This is a genomic window from Rhodospirillales bacterium (assembly GCA_023898785.1).
In the GTDB taxonomy this organism is placed as follows: domain Bacteria; phylum Pseudomonadota; class Alphaproteobacteria; order Micavibrionales; family Micavibrionaceae; genus TMED27.
Genome location: CP060239.1, coordinates 1,821,551 through 1,844,211, shown reverse-complemented (window position 1 = coordinate 1,844,211; position 22,661 = coordinate 1,821,551). Strand labels below are relative to the sequence as shown.

Sequence of the window (22,661 nt, the reverse complement as noted above, 5' to 3'; positions counted from 1 at the left end):
CGAGCCGCAGGCGAAGCAATCCATCTCTTAAGGATTAGATTGCCGCGTCGAGCTATCGCTCTCCTCGCAATAACAAAATGAACTAAGAGATTTTCCGCCACTTCGTCCCTTCAGACGTATCGAGAATTTCAATCCCCATAGCCGTCAACTGATCACGGATTTCATCCGCCCGCGCAAAATTCTTCTCTACTTTTGCTACAGCCCTTTCTTGCAGCAATACTTCAATAGAGTCATTGTCGCCGCTTTCTACATCACCAGAAAACCCTAACCATTCTTGGGGATTTTGCTGCAATATCCCCAATAAATTCCCCGCAGCAAGAATCTCACCTTTAAGTTCCGGAGAATTCTCTTTTTTCAAAAGCGCATTCATCTCCGCCATCGCCTGCGGCGTATTCAGGTCATCACATAAAGCATCCAAAACCCCTTGCGGCACATCCGTTTCAACCGCATCCATCTCCGCCATCTCATCCAGACGGGTATAAAATCGGTCAAGCTGTTTCCGGCTTTGCTGCACCTTATCTTCCGACCAGTCCAAAGGCTGACGATAATGCGCCGACAACAACGTCAAACGCAACGCCTCACCCGGATATGTCTCTATCAAATCGTGCACAAGCAAAAAATTGCCCAGCGATTTGGACATTTTCTCACCATCAACGGTGACAAAACCGTTATGCACCCAGACTTTCGCAAAAGCGCTTAAGTCATCTTCATGCCCTGATGCGCAGCAACTTTGCGCAATCTCGTTTTCGTGATGCGGGAATTTCAAATCCGCCCCACCGCCGTGAATATCAAACGGCAGGCCCAAATGCTTCGCGCTCATCGCACTGCATTCAATATGCCAGCCCGGACGGCCCCGCCCCCATGGGCTATCCCAACCCGGCTCATCATCCGTTGAAGGTTTCCACAACACAAAATCCGCCGGATCTTTCTTATAGGACGCAACCTCAACCCGCGCCCCGGCAATCTGCTCATCCCGGCTTCGCCCTGAAAGCCCGCCATAACCCTCAAAAGACGGTACATGAAACAAGACATGCCCATCTGCCTCATAAGCATGCCCGTGCTCAATCAAGGCTTCAATCATTGCAATCATCTCGCCAATATGCTCAGTCGCCCGCGGCTGAATATCGGGCGCAGCGCACCCCAGCGCGGCCATATCATCATTATAAATTTTCTCATATTTGCGTGTAATCACATCAATCGGCTCACCCGTAGCCTTGTGCGACGCAATAATCTTGTCATCTACATCCGTAATGTTGGATACATAGGTAACCTTCGGATAAAGGCTCTTAAGCACACGGGTCAGCAAATCAAACACCACAGCCATGCGCGCATTACCAATATGCGCATAATTATAAACCGTTGGTCCACACGCGTACAGCCGTACATGCGCAGGATTTAAAGGCACAAAATCCTCTTTTTTACGGGTCAGACTGTTGAAAAACTGAGGGCTCGACATAGCTAATTCTACTTTTTGTGTGTTTTTTACTGGAAAATCCAGCGCTAAGACGCTAGAAGACAACAAACATAAGGATTTTTCAAATGGTTTCATCCAAAATTGTCGAAATAGGCAGCGACAAAAAACCAAGCCGCGAAGAAGCAGAAGAAGCGATCAGAATACTCCTGCGCTATATCGGCGAAGACCCTGCGCGCGAAGGACTAATCGAAACACCAGCGCGTGTTGTACGCGCCTATGACGAATTTTTCGAAGGCTACAACCAGAACCCGGCCAAAGAACTCTCCAAAACCTTTGAGGATATTGAAGGCTTTGACGACATAGTTCTGGTCAAAGATATAGAATTCACCTCACACTGTGAACACCACATGGTGCCGATTAACGGCGTGGCACACGTCGCCTACTGGCCGGATGAAAAAGTTGTCGGCATCTCCAAACTCGCGCGCATCGTCGATATACTCTCCAGCCGCCTTATCTCCCAGGAAAACATGACCAGCGGAATCGCAGAATGTATCGAAACCACCCTCAAACCAAAAGGCGTCGCCGTCTACATCGATGCTGACCACCAGTGCATGTCGATCCGCGGCGTCAAAAAACGCCAATCCTCAACCGTAACATCAACATTCACTGGAAAATTTAAAGAAGAAGCCGTTCAGACTCGTTTCCTGCGCATGATAGACAAAAACTAACCTCGGAAGAAATGAACACCCCCACCCCAAGAGGCGAGGTATCACGTCATTGCGAACCGCCAAAGGCGGTGAAGCAATCCAGAATTTATTCTTGTGGCGCTGGATCGCTTTGCTGCGCTCGCGATGACGATTACGCCGCAAGCGGCAAGGAATTAAACCTGAGAGAGATTAAAACTGCCATCGTTTTAATGGAACATCGTTTCACTGCCCGCCCGGTCACTGCGCGTCAACTCACGCACGTAAGGTGAGTTTTTAACAATTTCAATCAAGCGCTCTTTGGTAAACGGCTTCTTGACAAAATTACGTGCCCCCATCTGGCTGGCCCGCACAATATTATCCCGCACTGTATCCACGCTCAACATCACCACAAACCCTTGTGGATCAACTGCATGAAGTGATTGCAACACATCATGCCCGCTCATACCGGGCAAGTGAATGTCCAAAAACACAATATCCGGTGCATGTTCAATATAAGCCTGCACAGCCTCTTCACCGTCTTTACAAACAATCAGATCAAAATCCGTGCTCAAAATCATTGAAGCGTAATGCGCTGTAAAACGGTCATCTTCTACAACCATAACAAGCGGCGATTCCCGGCGCTTACGCCGCACTTGAATGCTGGAAATTTTGTGCTTGTCGGCCATAGCCTGATAAGCCTCAAACTTACGCGCGCTCAAAACTTTTTCATCGGCAAACTTTTGATAATTGCGCAGCTGATTGGCCAACCCGTCCATACCCGCATAGCCTTTAGGTAACTTTGCTTTCATCTTATTAAAAGCTTCATCAAGATGTTTTATATCCATCTTATCGCGCACCTGCACCAGGGCAAAAACATCCAAATCTTCAAAAACGCAAAGTGAACCCTTGAAATAATCCTTCAAAACGCCATACAACTCATCGGCAAATACGTCACTACGCGCCCGGGCAGCATCAATTTTTTGTGCCATCATAGTAATATCAGAAACAAGATCCGTATGATCCAATATTTTGGACAAACAAAAATGCAAACCATACCAATGAGTTGGCTGCCCTTTCAAATCATCCAGTACTTTCATGAAATAATGTTCAGTACTACCCCGTATCAGTTCCATCGCCCTTCACCCTTGCCCACGCCCAATTGCGGACGTTTTTTATACTCCCACCATCAATTTTAAGGAAAAAGCCTTAATTTTCTGTATATATATTACGGAGTTACGATATCCGCCAGGGCAAACCATCTTGTTTCAAACCCAGCGGCAACGGCGTAATCGTCCCCTCGGGTGTTTCGAGCATTTCCACCGGCTGAAACGCTTTTTCAAGAGTGAATGTCTCTTTCGCAGCCGCAAGCTCGTAAAACGCAGGGCCATTACGACATAAAAACGCTTCAAACACCTTTTGCCCGGCCTTTGTTTCCAAATTCACCCCCGCCTCTTCAAACGCCATTGCATAAAGCTGCGGCGCGATGGCCCCGGTAAAACATCCCGCCGCGCAGCCACAATCCGTAGCCTTGGTCGTATGCGGCGCGCTATCCGTTCCGGCATAAAATTTAGCATTAGCCGGATCGACCGCCGCCGCCCGAAGCGCAGCGCGGTCTTCTTCAAATTTAAGCAACGGCAAACAATATAGATGATATTTAAGCCCCTGCAGCAAATGCCCGACCGTATAAAGCAAATGCTGCGGCGTAATTGAGGCTGCAACATTCACCCCCGCACCTTGTACAAAAGCCACAGCTGTGGCCGTCGTCACGTGCTCACACGCAACTTTTAAGTCTGGGAAAGCCTCTACAAGCTTGGGCATCCGCTCACGATAAAAGAAATCCTCCGCATTCGTCCCCGCAGCAAAATAATCCTCGCCCCTCATGTGATGCTCTTCACCATGAACGCACAGAACAACGCCATAGTCTTGCATCGCTTCAAACACGCCATTGTCAAAGAAATTCATAAACGGATAACCAAAATCCGCACCCGTCGTCCCATGCGGCGGATAATATTTACACGCCCTAAGCACATCCGCCTTCGTGCCTTTCTCAATCATTTCCGGCATCGTATCTTTGGTCAGATACAGCGGCACGAGTATATCCTGAAATGCATCCCCTCCGGATTTTTTAATCAAATCGACATAATCTTCAATGCACCAGTAATCCAGCGGATCATCACGAAAAACCTTGGCCACCGGCGGTTTGGTATTAGGCATCGCCAAAACGCCGCAACAGCCCATATCAATCTGAGATTGAACAATCGGCCCAACTAACGGATCCTGACGCAAATGTACGTGCAAATCATACCATTTCGGGAATGTCATTTTCATGACTAATGATTTACCCTAACAACCATGTCTTGGCAAAGCCTTTTAAACCCCGATATTCAAGAATTCATCACCGCGCATGAAAAAGACGATATCGCCGCGCTCGCGCTAAAAAAACCTCCCGTTGCCGATTGGGACTACAAGCTGATTCTCGACCAAATCAAATCCCGCCAAAAAGCCCGGCAAAAAATCCCGCTCTGGCTTACTCACCATAAGAACATCATCTTCCCGCCGCCGGATTTACTCGAACAAGCCTCTTCTGCCGCAACGGCGCGCTATAAAGCCGGACTGATCCAGGGACAAAATTTTGTTGATCTCACTGGCGGCTGCGGCATCGACACCTGCGCGTTCACCGAGCATTTCACAAACGGCACTTGCATCGAAAAAGACAAGAGCGCCGCAAGTCTGCTCGCACACAATTTAACCCTACTCAGCAGCGTCCCGGTCGAAATTATCAATACCAGCGCCGAAAACTTTATCAAAACCATGCCGCCGCTTGATGTCGCGCTCATTGACCCCCAGCGCCGTGATTCCAATCAAAAAGGTAAGTACCGGTTTGAAGACTGTGCACCCAACATTTTGTCGCTGCTCCCCAATCTGCTGGAAAAAACCCGAACCGTAATCGTCAAAACTTCACCCATGCTCGACATCACACAAGGCATCGCCACCCTTGAATCTACCGGCGCATCTGCTCGCGAAGTCCATTGCATCCAATGGCGCAGCGAATGCAAAGAAGTGTTGTTTATCCTAAACAACAATACAAAAACCATGCCGGCAATCATCGCCGTAAGCCTTGATGACAGTGGAAATCCTTTATATGAAATGCGCTTTACGCAAGAAGAAGAAAAAACCTGCCGGGCCCCACTTTCACAACCCTTATCCTATCTTTACGAACCCGGACCCGCCTTTCAAAAAAGCGGCGGATTTAACATGATCGCCCCAAAATACGCCGTTCATAAACTCGCGCCCCAAACTCATCTCTACACCTCCGATGAATGGGTTGCGGATTTCCCTGGCCGCAGTTTCGAAATCATCGGCCAGTATCCGCCAAAAGCTGAAAAAATACCATTAAAACAAGCGCATATAACCGTCCGCAATTTCCCGATAAACGCCCCAACCCTGCGTAAAAAACTCAAAATCAAAGATGGAGGACAAGATTATCTTTTTGCCTGTACGCTTGCGAACGGCACAAAAACTATGTTACATGCCCAAAAAATTTAAGGAAAATACAATTCTCAATTAGACTAAAATCACAAAAATAAAGACGTTTTTAAGTTTTTCCTCTTAGAATTATAGACAGCTAAAGAATCGTAGAATTCCATATTAACAAAATAATAGATAAATTCGCTTTTTCCTGCGTTAAAGCCAATGTAGAATGTTTAGGTCTGGATGTTACCTACAAACACAAAAACAAGTTTCCTTAGAACCTCAAACAAAACCACGAGTAACAAAAAGTTGAGCCCAAAACGACACGATAAGCCCAAAAGACTAAACCGCGCCCTGACATCTTCTTCCAGCCAAATCTGGAAAAGCAGGCTAAGCTGGCGTATCGCCGCAGCCGTGTTCATGACCATTCTGCTGGTACAAACCATGATCATGAATTTCGGGACTGTGCCGGCCTTCCGGCAACGCCTGCTTGACGACCTCAAAGAAACAAACAGCACTGCAATCGCCGCAATGATTAACCCGTCAGCAGGGTACAACGAAGCACCTTTCACCAGCGAACAAGCTGCACGCTTTATGATTATCAGCAACGTCAAAGGCATAAGCATATATTCATACCAAAATGAGTCTATTGCCTCCTATGGAGCTGCACCAAGCATCAAAAAAGAACACATGACAGCGCGCGGGCATTCTAAATACATGCCTGACATAGGGTTGTATGAGATCGTTCTCAATGCGGCAGACCTCAAACGACCCTACTATATCGCCATAAAAATAGATGCCGATTCTGTACAGGAGCAAATCGCCTACTTCATCACCGATACCATTAAAATCATGCTGATCATGTCGCTCTTCGTCACAACCGTATTGATGATTGCTCTGGGACACTGGTTGCTGGAACCTATGCTCTTCATGCGCAGCAACTTGCTCGCCGCCTTTAAAGCACCGGAAGAGCCAGATATTCCGAAATCCCCGTTTGATAACCGTGATGAAATCGGCAGCGCCATTGAGCTCACACAAAAACTCATCCATCAAAATGCCGAAAATCTCACGCGCATCAAAAGCGCCGCCGAGGATAAAATTCACAAACTGGCATATTACGACACGCTTACAGGTCTGCCAAACCGAACTCTCTTTGTCCAAACACTCAACGAACAGGCCCGCCAAAAACAAGATGGCAGTGCCGAACGCTTTGCCGTTGTCACAGTTGATTTGGACCATTTTAAAGATATTAACGATTCCATGGGTCACAACATTGGCGATGCAATTCTACGCAGCGTTGCCCGCCGCCTGCGCTCTGCAATGCCCGAAAGCGCTGTAGTTTCAAAATCCGGCGAGGACGAATATGTAATAATGATGCCGCTCTCAACTGAAATCAGCTCATCACGTGCTGTCGCTGAAAAAGTCTGGCACGTCATCCGCTCCGAGCCTTTCAAGGTTTTCAACGAATCCTTCCAGGTCCGCGCTTCTATTGGCGTTGCAACATTCCCGGATGATGCCATTGATCCAGATCAAGTCTTGAAAAATGCCGACATCGCACTCAACCGTGCCAAAGAAGAAGGCCGCGACACTATCAAGGAATATTCCGAAGATTTCGACCGCGCCGTGCAGGCCCGTTTCCAAATGCTGCGCAATCTGCGCGATGCCATGGAACATGATCAACTCGAACTCTATTACCAACCCCAGATTGACCTGCGCTCAGGTGAAATCATCGGCGCCGAAGCACTGCTGCGTTGGTTCAAACCCGACAATTCTAAAGAAGGCGGAACTTTTATTTCCCCCGCAGACTTCATCCCCGTGGCCGAACAATCAGGCCTCATCGTCCCGATCGGCGAATGGGTCATGCTCACAGCTTGCAAAATGGCAAAAAGCTGGAAAGACGAACATGGTATCGACATCCGCATTGCCATCAACGTTTCAGCGCACCAATTCTCACAAAGCGACATCTGCGCCTTCACACAAAAAACAATCTCTGAAGTGGGCATCGATGCCCACAAAGTTGAACTGGAAGTCACAGAAAGCGTCTTTATGGACGATATTTCTCATACAATCCAAACGCTGCAAAATCTTCATGCCATTGGCGTAGAGCTTGCCATTGATGATTTTGGCACCGGTTATTCTTCCCTGTCATATCTGCGTCAGTTCCCGATCGACCGCCTCAAAATCGACCAAAGCTTTATCCGCAATGCCCTGAATGACCAGGATGATGCTTCCATCGCACGCACCATCATTGCCCTGGGCCACGCACTAAACCTGAAAGTTATCGCCGAAGGCGTAGAAACGATAGATCACGAAGCCTTCCTTATCAAGGAAGGCTGTGACGAAGTCCAGGGCTTCCGCTATTCTCGCCCTGTTCCGGCAAAAGACTTCTTACACTTTGCAAAAAACTACAAAAACGATCTCAACCCTGTCGATTAGAGCCCGTCAAGAAATACGGTTGAATCAAGCGCCCTGAACCTGTATCTGTAAGCGCATGAACGCACTGATCTCCCACAAAACAAAAATCCTGACAGGTCGTCCCCGCATTCCGGGCGACAAATCAATATCGCACCGCGCCCTGATGTTTGGCGCACTGACCATCGGCGAAACCATGATTTCCGGCCTGCTTGAAGGGGAAGACGTTCTGTGCACCGCCCAAGCCATGCGCGGGCTCGGCGCAAAAATTGAAAAAAGCCCCGACGGTCTGTGGCGCACCTATGGCGTAGGCATCGGCAATTTACAAACGCCGGCTGCCCCGCTCGAAATGGGCAATTCAGGCACCTCCACGCGCCTGCTCATCGGCCTTGTCGGCGGTCATCCGATCAAAGCCACTTTTACCGGCGACGCCTCACTGTCAAAACGCCCGATGCGGCGCGTCATCACCCCACTCGAAATGATGGGCGCGGGCATAGAAGCCACCGATGGCGATAAACTTCCTCTCACCGTCACCGGGCCGGAAGATACGCTCGCCATCGAATACCGCTTGCCCGTAGCCAGCGCGCAAGTCAAATCCGCCATCTTGCTCGCAGGACTGAATGCGCGTGGTACCACCACGGTCATCGAAGAAAAACCTACCCGCGATCACACCGAAAAAATGCTCACAGCTTTCGGCATCGACGTACAAATCGAAACATTGGAAAACGGCGCCAGCGCCATTAGCATTCTCGGCCAGCAAGAACTCCAGCCCGGCGCAGTTGACGTACCCGCAGACCCGTCCTCCGCCGCTTTTCCGGCCGTTGCCGCCGTACTACACGAAGGCTCTGAAATCACGCTGGCCAACATCGCGATCAGCACCCGTCGTAACGGCCTGTATCTCACGCTCCAGGACATGGGCGCCGATATTACATTCGAAAACAAACGTCTTCAGGCCGGTGAAGAAGTTGCCAATATCATCGTGCGCGGCAATGGCGCACTCAAAGGCATCGATGTTGATCCGGCCCGCGTCCCGTCAATGATTGACGAATTCCCTATTCTCGCTATGGCAGCCAGCTGCGCCAACGGCACAACGAAAATGACCGGGCTGGCCGAGCTGCGCGTCAAGGAAAGCGATCGCCTGCTCATGGTCGCCGAGGGTTTAAAAACCTGCGGTGTAAACCTTGAAATGGGTGAAGACTGGCTCACTATTCATGGAACCGGCAAACCGCCCAAAGGCGGGGCAACCATTCAAACCGCCCTTGATCACCGCATCGCGATGAGTTTCCTCGTTCTGGGCAGCGTCACCGATGAGCCCATCTCCATCGACGACGGCACCCCCATAGCGACCAGCTTCCCGAACTTCGTCAAACTCATGAACGAACTCGGCTGCGATATTAAGGTCCTGTGATGAGTAAAAACATCATCGCCATCGACGGCCCTGCAGCCAGTGGAAAAGGCACATTGGCCCGCAGCCTTGCCGCCCGTCTCGGCTTTGCCCATATGGATACCGGCGCACTCTACCGCGCTACCGCGTTAGAAGTTCACGACGCAGGCCTCAGTGCGCAAGACGAAAACGATGCCCGCGACGGCGCGCAAATCCTTGCTCAAAAGATTGCCAATGCCGCTAGCCCATCCGATGTGCTCGATAATCCAGCCCTGCGCACAGATCAAATCGGCCAGCAAGCCTCCATCGTTGCAGCCCACCCGCGCGTACGTGAAGTCCTCAAAAATATTCAGACCGACTTTGCTGAAAACCCCGGCAAAGGCTATAACGGCGCTATTTTAGACGGCCGCGATATCGGCACAATCATCGTTCCAGATGCCCCGCTCAAACTCTTCATCACCGCCAATGTCGAGATCCGCGCAAAAAGACGCTTAAAAGAGTTGCAATCGCGCGGGATTGCCGCTACATATGGGGCCGTTTTGAAGGATATGCGTGAAAGAGACGCGCGTGACGCTGACCGTAAGGCCGCTCCGATGAAACCGGCAGATGATGCAATCATTATAGATTCTTCCGATCTTAATGCCGGTGAAATGCTTGAAAAAGCTGTGTCTCTGGCCAAAGAGCGTTTAAAGCTCTAAACGCATTCACACATCGCTTTCAAAACGTGCTCGCCGCTCCTTTTAAACAAAGGATAACAGGAACGGTGGAAAGCACAAAAAAACCCTAACCCTAATTGAAGGAAATTTAAATATGGCCAGTGTAGCCGCAAAAATCCAAGATAAAACAGACTCAAAAGAGTTTGCCGCCCTTCTCGAAGAATCTCTCAAAGGACAGGAAAACTTTACAGGTTCCGTTGTAAACGGAACCATTATTGCCGTCACCGACGATTTCGCAATCGTTGATGTCGGCCTGAAATCCGAAGGCCGCATTCCCTTGCAGGAATTCTCTCGCCCAGGCGAAGACGCCGAAATCAAAACCGGCGACGTTGTCGAAGTTTTCGTAGAGCGCATGGAAAACCGCGATGGCGAATCCGTACTATCTCGCGAAAAAGCCCGCCGCGAAGAAGCCTGGATCGAACTGGAAAAAGCATCAGAAAAAGAAGAGCGTGTAACCGGCGTAATCTTTGGCCGCGTCAAAGGTGGCTTCACAGTCGACCTCGGCGGCGCTGTAGCCTTCCTTCCCGGCTCTCAGGTTGACATTCGCCCTGTACGCGATGTATCGCCACTGATGGATACACCGCAGCCGTTCCTTATTTTGAAAATGGACCGCGCCCGCGGCAATATCGTCGTTTCACGCCGGGCCATTCTAGAAGAAAGCCGCGCCGAAGCCCGTTCAGACCTGATGGACAACCTCAAAGAAGGTCAAGTCCTGCAAGGCGTTGTCAAAAACATCACCGATTACGGTGCGTTCGTTGACCTTGGCGGTGTTGATGGCCTGCTCCATGTTACCGACATCTCATGGAAACGCGTCAATCACCCATCTGAATCCCTGCAGGTCGGTCAGACAATCGACGTACAGGTTATTCGTTTTAACGAAGAAAACCAGCGCATCTCGCTAGGCATGAAACAACTCGAAGACGATCCGTGGAAAGACATCGACACGCGCTTCCCAATCGGCACACGGCTCAAAGGCCGCATCACCAACATTGCTGATTATGGCGCTTTTGTTGAACTGGAAGATGGTATCGAAGGCCTGGTTCACGTCTCTGAAATGTCATGGACCAAGAAAAACGTCCACCCGGGCAAAATTGTTTCAACGTCTGAAGAAGTTGAGGTTATGATTCTGGAAGTCGACGAAGAAAAACGCCGAATTTCACTGGGCCTGAAACAATGCCAGGATAATCCCTGGGGCGCTTACGCAGCCAGCCATAAAGAAGGCGAAGAGTTCGAAGGCGAAGTACGCAACGTCACTGAATTCGGCCTGTTCGTCGCTCTCGATGATGAAATCGACGGCATGGTTCACTTGTCTGATATTTCCTGGGAAGACGAAAGCGAAGAAGCCCTCAAAGCCTATAAAACCGGCGACAAAATCAAGGTCAAAATCCTTGAGATTGATCCGGACAAAGAACGCGTCGCTCTAGGCATTAAACAGCTTACAGAAGATCCATTCGAAGGCGCGATGGACGGTGTCAAGAAAGGCGCTGTTGTCACCTGCACTGTCACCGAAATCACCTCCGGCGGCATCGAAGTCTCGGTCAACGACAACATCAAAGGCTTCATCAAAAAAGCTGACCTGTCGCGCGAACGCTCTGAGCAACGCCCGGACCGCTTTGCTGTTGGCGAAAAAGTCGATGCGAAAATCACCTCTATGGATAAAAAATCCCGCAAAGTGGCCCTGTCAATCAAAGCCCGCGAGGTCGATGAAGACAAACAAGCCATGAAGGAGTTCGGCTCAACCGAATCGGGTGCATCTTTGGGTGACATCCTCGGCGCCGCTTTAGAAGAGAAAAAAGGCAAAGAAGCCAAAGAAGAAAAGCCCAAAAAGACCCCGGCGAAAAAAGCTGCGGCCAAAAAAACAACATCCAAGAAAAAAGATGATGAGGCCAAAGCAAAAAGCGCAGATAAAAAAGCTGACAAAAAAGCCGATAAGAAAAAAGAAGACTAAAACACGTCTCATATACAAATTCAAAAGCCGGGCCGACAAAGCCCGGCTTTTTTATACTTGAAACACTTCATCGAACACATGCATGTGGAAACAAAGTCTGAAACGACCGCAATCGAAGGGCCAAACAGCCGTATCAGGCATGCTCTTGCACGATTTCATTGCAAAACATTCTGCTATTTCAATTCCAAAGACATACACATGGTCCAGACCACGCTCACCATATTCTTCACGGATAACTAAATTGATTATCTATACGAAGTTATTAATGCCGAATTTTTTGTGCTTTTTCTTGACGCCGAGGTTAGATTTCAGGCAGTGTAGACTCATCCGTATATAAAAGACAGCCTGTGAGATACGAGCTAAGCCTCTATAAAGAAGGATTAAAAGTGTAATGACAAAATCAGAACTTATTCAACGTTTGGCTGAACGCAGCCCGCACTTGTATTTGCGCGACATCGAAAAAATCGTCGATACAATTTTTGACGAAATCACACAGGCTCTGGTCGATGGAAATCGCGTCGAACTCCGCGGATTTGGAGCTTTTTCTGTCAAACACCGCGATGCGCGTATAGGCCGCAACCCGCGCACTGGCGAATCAGTTCATGTCGAAGCCAAACGCCTGCCATTTTTCAAAACTGGCAAGGGCCTGCGCGAACGTCTTAATGACAAAACACCGAGTGATGATTCCTCGTCCAGCGAGGATTCCTGGTACTAAATTCAGAAACTAAAGCTTAAACCATGAGCTTCATCCGCGCCATTTTTGGATTTATCATTGCCATTGCCCTCGTGGCTTTCGCTGTATCAAACCGTCAGAATATCGCGCTGAACTATAGCCCTGTCCACGATCCGCTCGAAATTCCACTCTACCTGCTCACATTGTTGTTCATGGCGCTTGGATTTATCTTCGGCGCATTCATCATGTGGATGAACACCGCCCCCACCCGCCGTAGCAGCCGCCAACAACGCAAAACCATCAAAGCTTTGGAAAAAGAACTCGCAAACGCGCAAAATAAAAAAACATCGCCCGCAAATGCTCCGCCATCCGAACTTTTCCGCGCACTACCCACCAGCGCAGCAGAAAAACACCACCTTGCCTAAAGCCCAAAATTCCGCCATAAAACAAGGATGAGTTCTCGTCCTTTGATATTTTGTGCCCTCGACACCGCCGACCTTGAACAAGCCCGGCTTTGGGCACGCACAATCGGTCCCGTCACCGGCGCACTGAAACTCGGTATGGAATTCATCAACGCCCACGGCCCTGCAGGCATAGAAACCGTCAAGAACGCCGCTCCCGACGCCGCCCTGTTCATCGACCTCAAATTCCATGATATCCCCAATACGGTCGCCGGCGCAGTGCGCACCATCTGCGCCAATTTCGCCCCAGCCTACCTAAACGTCCACGCCGCCGGTGGCCGTAAAATGATGGAAGCGGCAAAAGAGGCCTGCACGCCGCAAACAAAACTCTTGGCCGTCACCATCCTCACCTCCCTCTCAGAAAATGAATTATGTAAAATAGGATATAAAGAAGGCCTCCCTGAACGCGTTATCCAAATGGCCCGGCTCGCCGAAACCAGCGGCCTCGATGGCGTCGTCTGCTCCTCCCATGAAATCACCCTCATCCGCGAATCATGCGCCGATTCATTTGAAACCATGGTCCCGGGCATCCGCCCCGCTGGAAGCGCAAAAGCAGACCAAAACCGGGTCATGACCCCAAATGAAGCGGTGCAAAAAGGAGCCACCCATCTGGTCATCGGCCGCCCCATAACAGGCGCCCCTGACCCGGCCAAAGCCGCACAAGAGATCATGGATAGTCTCAAATGACTGCCGTTAAAATCTGTGGCCTCAAAGACCCGGAAAACCTCAGCGCCGCCACGTCCGCCGGTGCGCGCTATGTCGGCTTTGTCTTCTATCCGCCAAGCCCGCGTAACATCGCCGCCGACAGTGCAAAGGAACTCAGCCTGACGCTTCCCACCGGCGTCAAGGCCATCGGCCTGTTCGTTAACCCCACCAACGAACAACTCGAACATATCTTGGGCATTGTCCCGCTCGATATGCTGCAGCTTCACGGCAGTGAAAGCCCCGAGCGCGTGCAGCAAATTAAGGACAAATTCGCCATGCCGGTGATGAAAGCAACCAAAATCCGCGAACCCGCCGACCTCGAAACCGTCCCCGCTTACGAAGAAACCGCCGACTGGCTCCTCTTCGATAGCCGCCCCGAGGCCGCAACCCTGCCCGGCGGCACCGGCCATAGCTTCGACTGGTCGCTGCTCGCCGGAAAAACCTTCTCGCGGCCCTGGATGCTCTCCGGCGGCCTCACACCCGAAAATGTAGCTGAAGCTCTGTCCCAACTCTCCCCAACAGCCGTTGACGTCTCCTCCGGCGTCGAAAGCGCCCCCGGCGTTAAGGACCCGGCTAAAATTAAAGCCTTTATCGACGCAGTCAAAAGCGCTATATAAGCGCCCATGAGCCAAAAAAACCTAAAAACCAATTCTTACCGTAACCAACCCGATGAACGCGGCCATTTCGGCCCCTATGGCGGACGCTACGTCGCCGAAACCCTGATGCCCCTCATTCTCGAGGTTGAAAAGGCCTATGAAGCCGCCAAAGCCGATCCGAAATTCTGGGAAGAATTGGAAAACCTCCAGCGCAACTATGTTGGCCGTCCCTCCCCGCTCTATTTTGCTGGGAGCACAACCGAAGAACTCGGCGGCGCAAAAATCTATTTCAAGCGCGATGAACTGAACCATACCGGCGCGCACAAAATCAATCACTGCCTCGGTCAAATCCTCGTAGCAAAGCGTATGGGCAAAACCCGCATCATCTGCGAAACCGGCGCAGGCCAGCACGGCGTCGCCACCGCCACCGTCTGCGCTCTCTTTAACCTGCCATGCGTAGTGTTTATGGGTGCAACCGATATTGAACGCCAAGCTCCCAATGTTTTCCGCATGAAGTTGCTTGGCGCCGAAGTCCGCGCCGTCAAAAGCGGCGCAGGAACGCTCAAAGACGCCATGAACGAAGCCATGCGCGACTGGGTCACCAACGTCCATGACACATACTACCTGATCGGCACCGTTGCCGGCCCGCACCCCTTCCCGGCCATGGTCCGCGATTTCCAGTCCATCATCGGTACAGAAGTGCGAAAGCAAATCATGGAAAAAGAAGGCCGCCAGCCTGACCATCTCGTCGCCTGTATCGGCGGGGGTTCCAACGCCATGGGCCTGTTCCACCCGTTCCTGGATGATGCAGATGTGAAGATGATCGGCGTCGAAGCCGGCGGCCATGGCGTTGGAACAGGCCAGCATGCCGCCAGCCTCACCGGCGGCAAGCCCGGTGTGCTGCACGGCATGAATTCCTATTTCCTGCAAAATGACGATGGTCAGATTCAAGAAGCCCATTCGATTTCCGCCGGACTGGATTATCCCGGCATCGGCCCTGAACACGCCTGGCTGTTTGATCAACGGCGCGTGGAATACGTCTCCGTCACTGATGATGAAGCCATTGAAGCCTTTCAAACCATGGCCCGGCTCGAAGGCATCCTGCCCGCGCTCGAACCCGCCCACGCCTTCGCACATGTCATGAAACGCGCCCCCACCCTGCCCAAAGACGATATCATCGTGATGAATCTCTGCGGCCGCGGCGATAAAGACATCTTCACCATCGCCGACAAGCTGGGAGTGAAGATCCATGGCTAATTACGAAGTCCGCGCCGGGCTAGCAGAAGTTGAAGCTTTTGATGTTGTCGGCATTTCCACCATAACCGACAATCAAAAAGGTACTGACGATATCAACGCCCTGTGGGAACGATTTTTTTCCGAAAGCATTGGACAACAAATTCTCGACAAAACTGACGACGCGATCTATGCCGTCTACAGCGATTATCAAGGCGATCACGAAGCGCCCTACCGCCTCACTATCGGCTACCGCGTCAGCAATGACGCGTGCGCTATTGATATGCACCGCGTACGCGTACAGCCGCAGGAATACGCCGTGATGAGCGCGGCCGGTGAACAACCCAAAGCCCTGATCGAAACCTGGGAAGCCATCTGGTCTTCAGATATCGAGCGCTCATACACCACCGATTTTGAAGTTTACGGCCCGCGCTTTTTCGAACAAGGCGTCAACGAAGTTTTGGTGCATGTTGGAGTAAAATCATGAGCCGTATAGAAGCCACATTTAAAGCCCTCAACCGTCCCGCCCTGATCACCTTTATCATGGCCGGAGATCCGGACGCCAAAACCTCCTTGGACGTGCTCAAGGCCCTGCCGGAAGCTGGCGCTGACATTATCGAACTCGGCATGCCCTTCACCGATCCCATGGCCGACGGCCCCACCATCCAGCTTGCCGGACAGCGCGCCCTGAAAAGTGGCGCAAACATGAAACAAACGTTGCAAATGGTTCGCGATTTCCGCAAAGGCAACAATACAACCCCCATCGTCCTGATGGGTTATTTCAACCCCATCCTGCAATACGGCGTTGAAAAATTTATGAACGATGCCAGCGCCGCCGGAGTAGACGGCCTCATCATCGTCGATCTGCCGCCCGAAGAAGCGGGCAAAGCGCAGGAAATCGCCAAAACCAACAATCTGGACATCATCCGCCTGCTCACCCCAACAACAACCATGGGCAGATTGCCCAAAATCCTCGAAGGCGCCAGCGGCTTTCTCTATTACGTTTCCATCACAGGCGTCACTGGCGCCGCACAGGCCGATTTAAACAAAATAAAACCCCATATCGAACAGATCAAAACCCACACCGATCTGCCTATCGCCATCGGTTTCGGCATCAAAACCCCGCAAGATGCGGCGCAAATGGCCGCCCTGGGCGATGCCATCGTCGTTGGCTCATCCATCGTCCAGACCATCGCAGAAAAACGCGACGCCAGCGCCGTTTCCGAGCAAGTCAAAGCCCTGTCCGATGCCCTGTCATAAATTCCACTTTAGCTTGACTTTTGCCTACCAAAAGCCGATAAAGTGGCGGTATTTTACGACAATAAAAGGTATTTTACATGAACTGGTTAACAGACTTTATCAGACCCCGCGTCCGTTCTTTGGTAGGCGAACAAAAGGAAGTGCCCGATAACCTCTGGCAACAATGCCCATCGTGCGAAGGCATGCTGTTCCACCGCGACCTCGCAGAAAATATGAACGTTTGCTATCACTGCAACCACCATTTGCGCATCACCGCCAAAGAACGCCTGAAAATAATGTTCGATGCCGGTAAATACGAAACCCTCGGGGTGCCGTCCGTCCCGCACGACCCACTCAAATTCAAAGACCGCAAAAAATACGCTGACCGCCTGAAAGAAACCCAAAGTAAAACCGGCCTCAAAGACGCCATCACCATCGCCAAAGGCACCATTGACGGACAAAAAGCTGTCGTAGCCGCTTTTAACTTCAGCTTTATGGGCGGCTCTATGGGCACAGCCGTAGGCGAAGGATTAATCAAAGCCGCACAAGAAGCCGTGAAAGACCATGCCGCTTTCATAGCCATCCCTTCATCCGGCGGCGCACGCATGCAAGAAGGCATGCTCTCCCTCATGCAAATGCCACGCTCGATCATCGCCGTGGAAATGGTCAAAGAGGCCAGGCTGCCTTATATCGTCCTGCTCACAGACCCGACAACCGGCGGCGTCAGCGCCTCCTTCGCTATGGTTGGTGACATTCATCTGGCCGAGCCCGGCTCAATGATCGGCTTTGCCGGTCGCCGCGTCATTGAAGAAACTGTACGCGAAACACTGCCTGACGATTTCCAGACCGCCGAATATCTGCAGGAACACGGCATGGTCGATATGGTCGTCAACCGTAAAGACCTGCACGAAACACTGGGCCGTATCCTTAGGTTATTAATGAATACTGAAAAAAAAGCCGCATAACATAAAGCTGGCACTATGTATCAAAGTGACCTCAATCACCCGGAAAAATCTCTGGAAGACAAGCTGCACCAGCTTTATCGCTTAAATCGCAATAAAACGATCGACTTGTCTTTCCGCCCGCCCTATCTGGACCTGCTCGAAAAGCTCGGCCATCCTGAACGCAACCTCCCCCCCGTCATCCACGTCGCCGGCACCAACGGCAAAGGCTCCACCATCGCCATGCTTCGCGCCATTTTGGAAAGCGCCGGATATAAAGTGCACACGTACACCTCACCGCATCTCATTCATTTCAATGAACGCATCATACTGGCTAACCAGGAAATCGATGATCAAGCCCTCGAAACCCTGATTGACGAAACACTGGAATTAAATGAAGGCGGCGACTTAACCTTTTTCGAAATCACCACCGCTATCGCCTTTGCCGCCTTCGCCCGCACGCCCGCTGATATTTGCCTGCTCGAAGTCGGCATGGGTGGTCGCCTCGATTGCACCAACGTCATTGAAAACCCGCTCGTCACAATCATAACCTCCATCGGACTTGATCATACCGAACATCTGGGCAACACATATACCGCCATAGCCGCCGAAAAAGCAGGCATTATGAAACCGAAGGTGCCATGCATCATCGCACCCCAAAGCAACCAGGCCTTAAACGCAGGCGTTATAGACGTGTTCGAAGAAACTGCCCGGCGCATAAAGGCCGCGCTTTATCAAACCGAAGACGTTCCGAAAAATCTAACCTGCGCCCTCATCGGCCCGCACCAACGCGCCAATATAGCCGCCGCCCTCAAAACATTGGAACTCATCAAAGATCGCTTCCCGCTCACAGACGAACAGATTAAAACCGGATTGGCCATGGCCCAATGGCCCGCCCGCCTGCAAAAACTCAATACCGAAGATTACAATCTTTCACCAGACTGGCAGCTATATCTTGATGGCGGCCATAACGAAGATGCCGGGCACGCCGTTGCTGAACAAGTAGCTATATGGAAAAAACAAGACGACCGGCCTCTCCACATCATTCTCGCCATGCTCCAGGGCAAAGACGCACGCGCCTATTACGCGCCCCTACGCCCCTTTGTCGATACATTGTCTTTAATCACTATTCCCGGTGAACCCAAAGCCCAAAGCCCGGAAGACCTACAAAAAACCCTATCCGGCGGACAAATTTTCGAAAACTACCAAAACGCACTAACCCATATCGAGCAAACCAGCCTCTCACCCGGCCTCATCCTCATCACCGGATCGTTATACCTTGCAGGACATGTCTTGAAAGATGCAGGCAAATCAGCGCATACTTAACCTCATGAGTGCAAAAATTACCCTCGTTGATGACGACCGCAATATTCTCACCTCCGTGTCAATGGCACTGGAAGCCGAAGGCTACGAAATCACCACCTTCAATGACGGCGAAGCAGGCCTTAAAGGCATTCTAGAAGAAACACCGGATCTGATTGTTCTCGACATCAAAATGCCGCGCATGAACGGCTTGGAAGTCCTGGAAAAACTCCGCGAAACTTTAACTATTCCCGTGATTTTCCTCACATCCAAGGATGATGAAATAGATGAAATCCTCGGCCTGCGCATGGGCGCAGATGATTACATCTCCAAACCTTTTTCCCAGCGCCTGCTGATCGAACGCATCCGCTCGCTCCTGCGGCGTCATAGCCTTATGCAGGAAAACGGCAAAGCGCAAAAAACGCAAGATGCCACTGAGAAATACACATACGGCCCGCTGGAAATGGACGACCAGCGCCACCTATGTACATGGAACAATGAACCCGTCAACCTGACAGTTACCGAATACTTACTCCTAAAATCCTTGGCCCAGCGCCCTGGAATTGTCCGTAACCGTGATCAACTCATCGACATGGCCTACGGTGAAAACATCTACGTCGATGACCGCACCATCGATTCCCACATCAAACGCCTGCGCAAAAAGTTTAAAAAAACAGACCCTGACTTTAACCAGATTGAAACACTTTATGGCGTCGGATACCGATACAAAGAAAACTGAGAACCAAAATCACAACGGCGACAAAGCCCGCTGGTTCCGTCTGGCCCCCGTGCGTCCGGATTTACCGGAATTTGACCACTTGCTCGATTTTTACTGGGGCGGCCCCGAGCGCCGTATCACCGGTATCACCCTGCGCATTATCGCAGTCAATGCTATCACCCTGCTCATCCTGATGTTTGGAATGCTCTATCTTGGACAATACCAAAACAACCTCATCAATGCGCGTCTGCAAACTTTTGAAACCGAGCTGAATTTAATATCCACAAGCCTTTCAGAAAAAGAAATCCCCAACACCAACCTAGATATTGATGCAAATCGTGTCATATTCAAAAATTTAGAGAAACTTGCCTCTCGCTTTGCCAAAACGAGCCGTCAGCGCATTCGTATTTTTAACACTCAAGGAACCCTTATTCTCGACACCCGCACCCTGCCAGACCACGATGATCGCCTTTGGGCCTTAGAAGACAGAAAAACACAGGATTTTCATAGCATAAAAACCCTGAAAAAAATGATGCGCTTTATTATCGATCTCCTGCCGGAACACCAGTCTCTTCCGACCTACCCGGAAAATACTGAAATCCCCCCAGGCCTTATAGACGCACTCAATAAACAAATTACCCTTTCCGCATGGCAAAACAAACAAGGGCGTATCATTTTATCTGCGGCTGCCCCGCTCTTAATGAATGAAAAACCAAGCGGCGCTATATTGCTAACCCATGAAAGCACTGAAATTGAACAAGATATTTCCCGCGTCTGGATTGACGTCTTAAAAATCTTTTCAGGGGCCTTGGCCATGACAATCCTGCTTTCCATCTATCTCTCTGGAGTCATCGCCCGCCCGCTCAAAAAACTTGCAAACGCCGCCGAAAACGTACGCCGCGGTCAAGCTCGATCCGACGACATACCGGACCTGTCTCACCGGCACGACGAAATTGGCGAGTTATCACTCGCTCTACGTCAAATGACCAGCGCCTTATGGAACCGAATGGACTCCATTGAACGCTTCGCCGCCGACGTCGCACACGAACTCAAAAATCCACTAACGTCTCTCAATAGCGCTATCGAAACAGCTTCCATCGTCAAAAAAACCTCAGATCGAAAAAAACTCATGGACATCATCAAACACGATGTCCAGCGCCTTGATCGTCTGATTTCAGATATTTCCAACGCCTCACGCATCGATTCGGAACTATCCCGTGAAGCGTTTGAAAAAATAAACTTGCACACATTGCTGACAACCCTGCTTGAAACTTACGCTGCCAACCCGCTTGAGCGTTCTAACGGCGCTGAACAAGACTGGACACGCTCTATCCAAACCCCTAAAGCCACCATTGAACTTCATAATACCCAGCCAAAAAATATTTTTGTCTGGGGACTGGAGAGCAGACTAGCGCAAGTCTTCCAAAACCTGCTCTCCAATGCCCTGTCTTTCTGCCCCGCCGACAGCAAAATAACCGTCAACGTAACCCCCTTGGCCACAAAAGTACACATTACAATCGATGATGAAGGCCCAGGCATCCCTGAAAACAAAATGAAAACAATCTTTGAGCGTTTCTATTCGGAACGCCCACAGCACGAACATTACGGCCAACATTCTGGCCTTGGCCTGTCAATTTGCCGTCAAATCATTGAGGCTCACGGCGGCCAGATCTTCGCTGAAAACATCTACGGCCCCGAAGAAAAACCGCGCGGTGCCCGGTTCACTGTGATATTGAATAAAATATGAACGAACAAACCAATCAAACACCGCTAATCATTACCGGCCTGTCTGGTGCAGGCCTGTCCTCAGTCCTCAAAAACCTTGAAGATTTGGGCTACGAAGTCTTCGATAACTTCCCGCTAAGTCTCGTCCCCGCTCTCATCAAAGACAGCCCCCATCCTAGCACTTTAGCAATAAGCATAGACACACGCACACGCGGCTTTGCGCCCGATAAAGTACTGGAAACCGTAAAAAAGATAAAAGCACTCCTGATCTACATCACATGCGATGACGCAGTGCTGCAAAAGCGCTTCACCGAAACCCGCCGCCGCCACCCGTTGGCCGATGACGCCCCGGTCAGCATCGGCATCGCCCGCGAACGTGATTTATTATGCCAGATCAAAGACAAGGCCGATCTCACCATAGACAGCTCAGACCTCTCCGTGCACGACGTCCGCCACATTCTCGAAGGCCATTTTGGCTCCCGCCACGAAAAAACCTTAAGTATTTCTTTGATTTCCTTTGGCTTCCGCCATGGCTTACCCCGCGAAGCCGATATTGTTATGGACGTACGCTTCCTGAAAAACCCGCACTGGAACAAAACCTTAAAACCTAAAACCGGACTGGACGCCGCCGTAGGCGATTACATCAAAACAGATCCTGACTTTTCCGGATTTATAGAGCGGTTTCAAACTTTGTTAGAGCCCCTCATCCCCCGTTATATGGAAGAAGGCAAACATTACCTGACCATCGCCATCGGCTGCACCGGGGGACGTCACCGTTCTGTTTTTGTCACCGAAGAAATAAACCGCTGGCTCTCCAAATGTGGCCTCGCCACTCACGTTACACACCGTGACCTACCGACCTAATTTGGCCCGCCTTCAGGATCGAACGTTAAAGTGCACTCTGCACTGGCACTAACTTGCGTGATATTCGCTGCATTCTCTGCAAAAAGACAACAAAGCTCTTTTTGGGGAGGTAATCCTGACATTTTATTACACCCTTTGCTCTGGTTGTTTTAACGCCGCAAATCCAGCCCCAT

At 50.7% G+C, this 22,661-nt stretch carries 21 protein-coding genes; 18 read left to right on the top strand and 3 right to left on the bottom strand.

Features of this window, described 5'->3' with window-relative positions; all coding sequences use genetic code 11:
• Positions 1 to 82: 82 nt before the first annotated feature.
• Positions 83 to 1,456 carry a cysteine--tRNA ligase gene (locus tag H6859_09205; GenBank protein ID USO05315.1) on the bottom strand — a complete coding sequence of 458 codons (1,374 nt, stop codon included), beginning with the start codon at positions 1,454 to 1,456 and terminating at the stop codon, positions 83 to 85.
• Between the two features lie 83 nt (positions 1,457 to 1,539).
• Between H6859_09205 and folE the strand changes: the two genes are divergently transcribed.
• Complete coding sequence (gene folE, locus H6859_09200) at positions 1,540 to 2,142, top strand: GTP cyclohydrolase I FolE (protein ID USO05314.1); 603 nt, start codon at positions 1,540 to 1,542, stop codon at positions 2,140 to 2,142.
• 185 nt (positions 2,143 to 2,327) lie between these two features.
• Here the strand turns inward: folE and H6859_09195 are convergent, their stop codons facing one another.
• Positions 2,328 to 3,233: a response regulator gene (locus H6859_09195; protein USO05313.1), complete on the bottom strand. Its 906-nt coding sequence runs from the start codon at positions 3,231 to 3,233 to the stop codon at positions 2,328 to 2,330.
• A gap of 100 nt (positions 3,234 to 3,333) precedes the next feature.
• On the bottom strand, positions 3,334 to 4,428 hold the full coding sequence (pyrC, locus tag H6859_09190; GenBank protein USO05312.1) for a dihydroorotase: 1,095 nt from the start codon (positions 4,426 to 4,428) through the stop codon (positions 3,334 to 3,336).
• Positions 4,429 to 4,452: 24 nt separating this feature from the next.
• Here pyrC and H6859_09185 point away from each other — a divergent pair, with 24 nt between their 5' ends.
• The 17 genes from H6859_09185 (at position 4,453) to rapZ (ending at position 22,488) form a co-directional block, all read left to right on the top strand.
• The gene (locus H6859_09185) at positions 4,453 to 5,646 is read left to right on the top strand and encodes a hypothetical protein (GenBank protein ID USO05311.1); all 1,194 of its coding nucleotides are present in this window, start codon (positions 4,453 to 4,455) and stop codon (positions 5,644 to 5,646) included.
• Between the two features lie 168 nt (positions 5,647 to 5,814).
• Complete coding sequence (locus H6859_09180; GenBank protein ID USO05310.1) at positions 5,815 to 8,007, top strand: EAL domain-containing protein; 2,193 nt, start codon at positions 5,815 to 5,817, stop codon at positions 8,005 to 8,007.
• Positions 8,008 to 8,062: 55 nt separating this feature from the next.
• The gene (gene aroA / locus H6859_09175) at positions 8,063 to 9,391 is read left to right on the top strand and encodes a 3-phosphoshikimate 1-carboxyvinyltransferase (GenBank protein ID USO05309.1); all 1,329 of its coding nucleotides are present in this window, start codon (positions 8,063 to 8,065) and stop codon (positions 9,389 to 9,391) included.
• Positions 9,391 to 10,065, top strand: coding sequence for a (d)CMP kinase (locus H6859_09170; GenBank protein USO05308.1), 675 nt, complete (start codon positions 9,391 to 9,393; stop codon positions 10,063 to 10,065). Before aroA ends, H6859_09170 begins: the two co-directional genes overlap by 1 nt.
• A gap of 112 nt (positions 10,066 to 10,177) precedes the next feature.
• A complete protein-coding gene (gene rpsA, locus H6859_09165) occupies positions 10,178 to 12,031 on the top strand; it encodes a 30S ribosomal protein S1 (protein USO05307.1) in 1,854 nt (617 codons plus the stop codon).
• Positions 12,032 to 12,422: 391 nt separating this feature from the next.
• Positions 12,423 to 12,746, top strand: coding sequence for an integration host factor subunit beta (locus H6859_09160; protein ID USO05306.1), 324 nt, complete (start codon positions 12,423 to 12,425; stop codon positions 12,744 to 12,746).
• A gap of 23 nt (positions 12,747 to 12,769) precedes the next feature.
• Positions 12,770 to 13,129, top strand: coding sequence for a LapA family protein (locus H6859_09155; protein USO05305.1), 360 nt, complete (start codon positions 12,770 to 12,772; stop codon positions 13,127 to 13,129).
• Between the two features lie 27 nt (positions 13,130 to 13,156).
• Positions 13,157 to 13,852 carry an orotidine-5'-phosphate decarboxylase gene (gene pyrF / locus H6859_09150; protein ID USO05304.1) on the top strand — a complete coding sequence of 232 codons (696 nt, stop codon included), beginning with the start codon at positions 13,157 to 13,159 and terminating at the stop codon, positions 13,850 to 13,852.
• Entirely contained in the window at positions 13,849 to 14,487 is a 639-nt protein-coding gene (locus tag H6859_09145; GenBank protein USO05303.1) for a phosphoribosylanthranilate isomerase, read from the top strand. Before pyrF ends, H6859_09145 begins: the two co-directional genes overlap by 4 nt.
• Positions 14,488 to 14,493: 6 nt before the next feature.
• Complete coding sequence (trpB, locus tag H6859_09140; protein USO05302.1) at positions 14,494 to 15,723, top strand: tryptophan synthase subunit beta; 1,230 nt, start codon at positions 14,494 to 14,496, stop codon at positions 15,721 to 15,723.
• Entirely contained in the window at positions 15,716 to 16,186 is a 471-nt protein-coding gene (locus H6859_09135; GenBank protein ID USO05301.1) for a GyrI-like domain-containing protein, read from the top strand. The genes trpB and H6859_09135 overlap by 8 nt, the downstream gene beginning before the upstream one ends.
• The gene (locus tag H6859_09130) at positions 16,183 to 16,959 is read left to right on the top strand and encodes a tryptophan synthase subunit alpha (GenBank protein ID USO05300.1); all 777 of its coding nucleotides are present in this window, start codon (positions 16,183 to 16,185) and stop codon (positions 16,957 to 16,959) included. The genes H6859_09135 and H6859_09130 overlap by 4 nt, the downstream gene beginning before the upstream one ends.
• A 77-nt stretch (positions 16,960 to 17,036) precedes the next feature.
• On the top strand, positions 17,037 to 17,903 hold the full coding sequence (locus H6859_09125; GenBank protein USO05299.1) for an acetyl-CoA carboxylase carboxyltransferase subunit beta: 867 nt from the start codon (positions 17,037 to 17,039) through the stop codon (positions 17,901 to 17,903).
• Positions 17,904 to 17,918: 15 nt separating this feature from the next.
• Positions 17,919 to 19,205, top strand: coding sequence for a bifunctional folylpolyglutamate synthase/dihydrofolate synthase (locus H6859_09120; protein ID USO05298.1), 1,287 nt, complete (start codon positions 17,919 to 17,921; stop codon positions 19,203 to 19,205).
• Between the two features lie 4 nt (positions 19,206 to 19,209).
• Positions 19,210 to 19,920 carry a response regulator transcription factor gene (locus tag H6859_09115; protein USO05297.1) on the top strand — a complete coding sequence of 237 codons (711 nt, stop codon included), beginning with the start codon at positions 19,210 to 19,212 and terminating at the stop codon, positions 19,918 to 19,920.
• On the top strand, positions 19,889 to 21,646 hold the full coding sequence (locus tag H6859_09110; GenBank protein ID USO05296.1) for a sensor N-terminal transmembrane domain-containing protein: 1,758 nt from the start codon (positions 19,889 to 19,891) through the stop codon (positions 21,644 to 21,646). Before H6859_09115 ends, H6859_09110 begins: the two co-directional genes overlap by 32 nt.
• A complete protein-coding gene (gene rapZ / locus H6859_09105; GenBank protein ID USO05295.1) occupies positions 21,643 to 22,488 on the top strand; it encodes an RNase adapter RapZ in 846 nt (281 codons plus the stop codon). The genes H6859_09110 and rapZ overlap by 4 nt, the downstream gene beginning before the upstream one ends.
• The last annotated feature ends 173 nt before the right edge of the window (positions 22,489 to 22,661 follow it).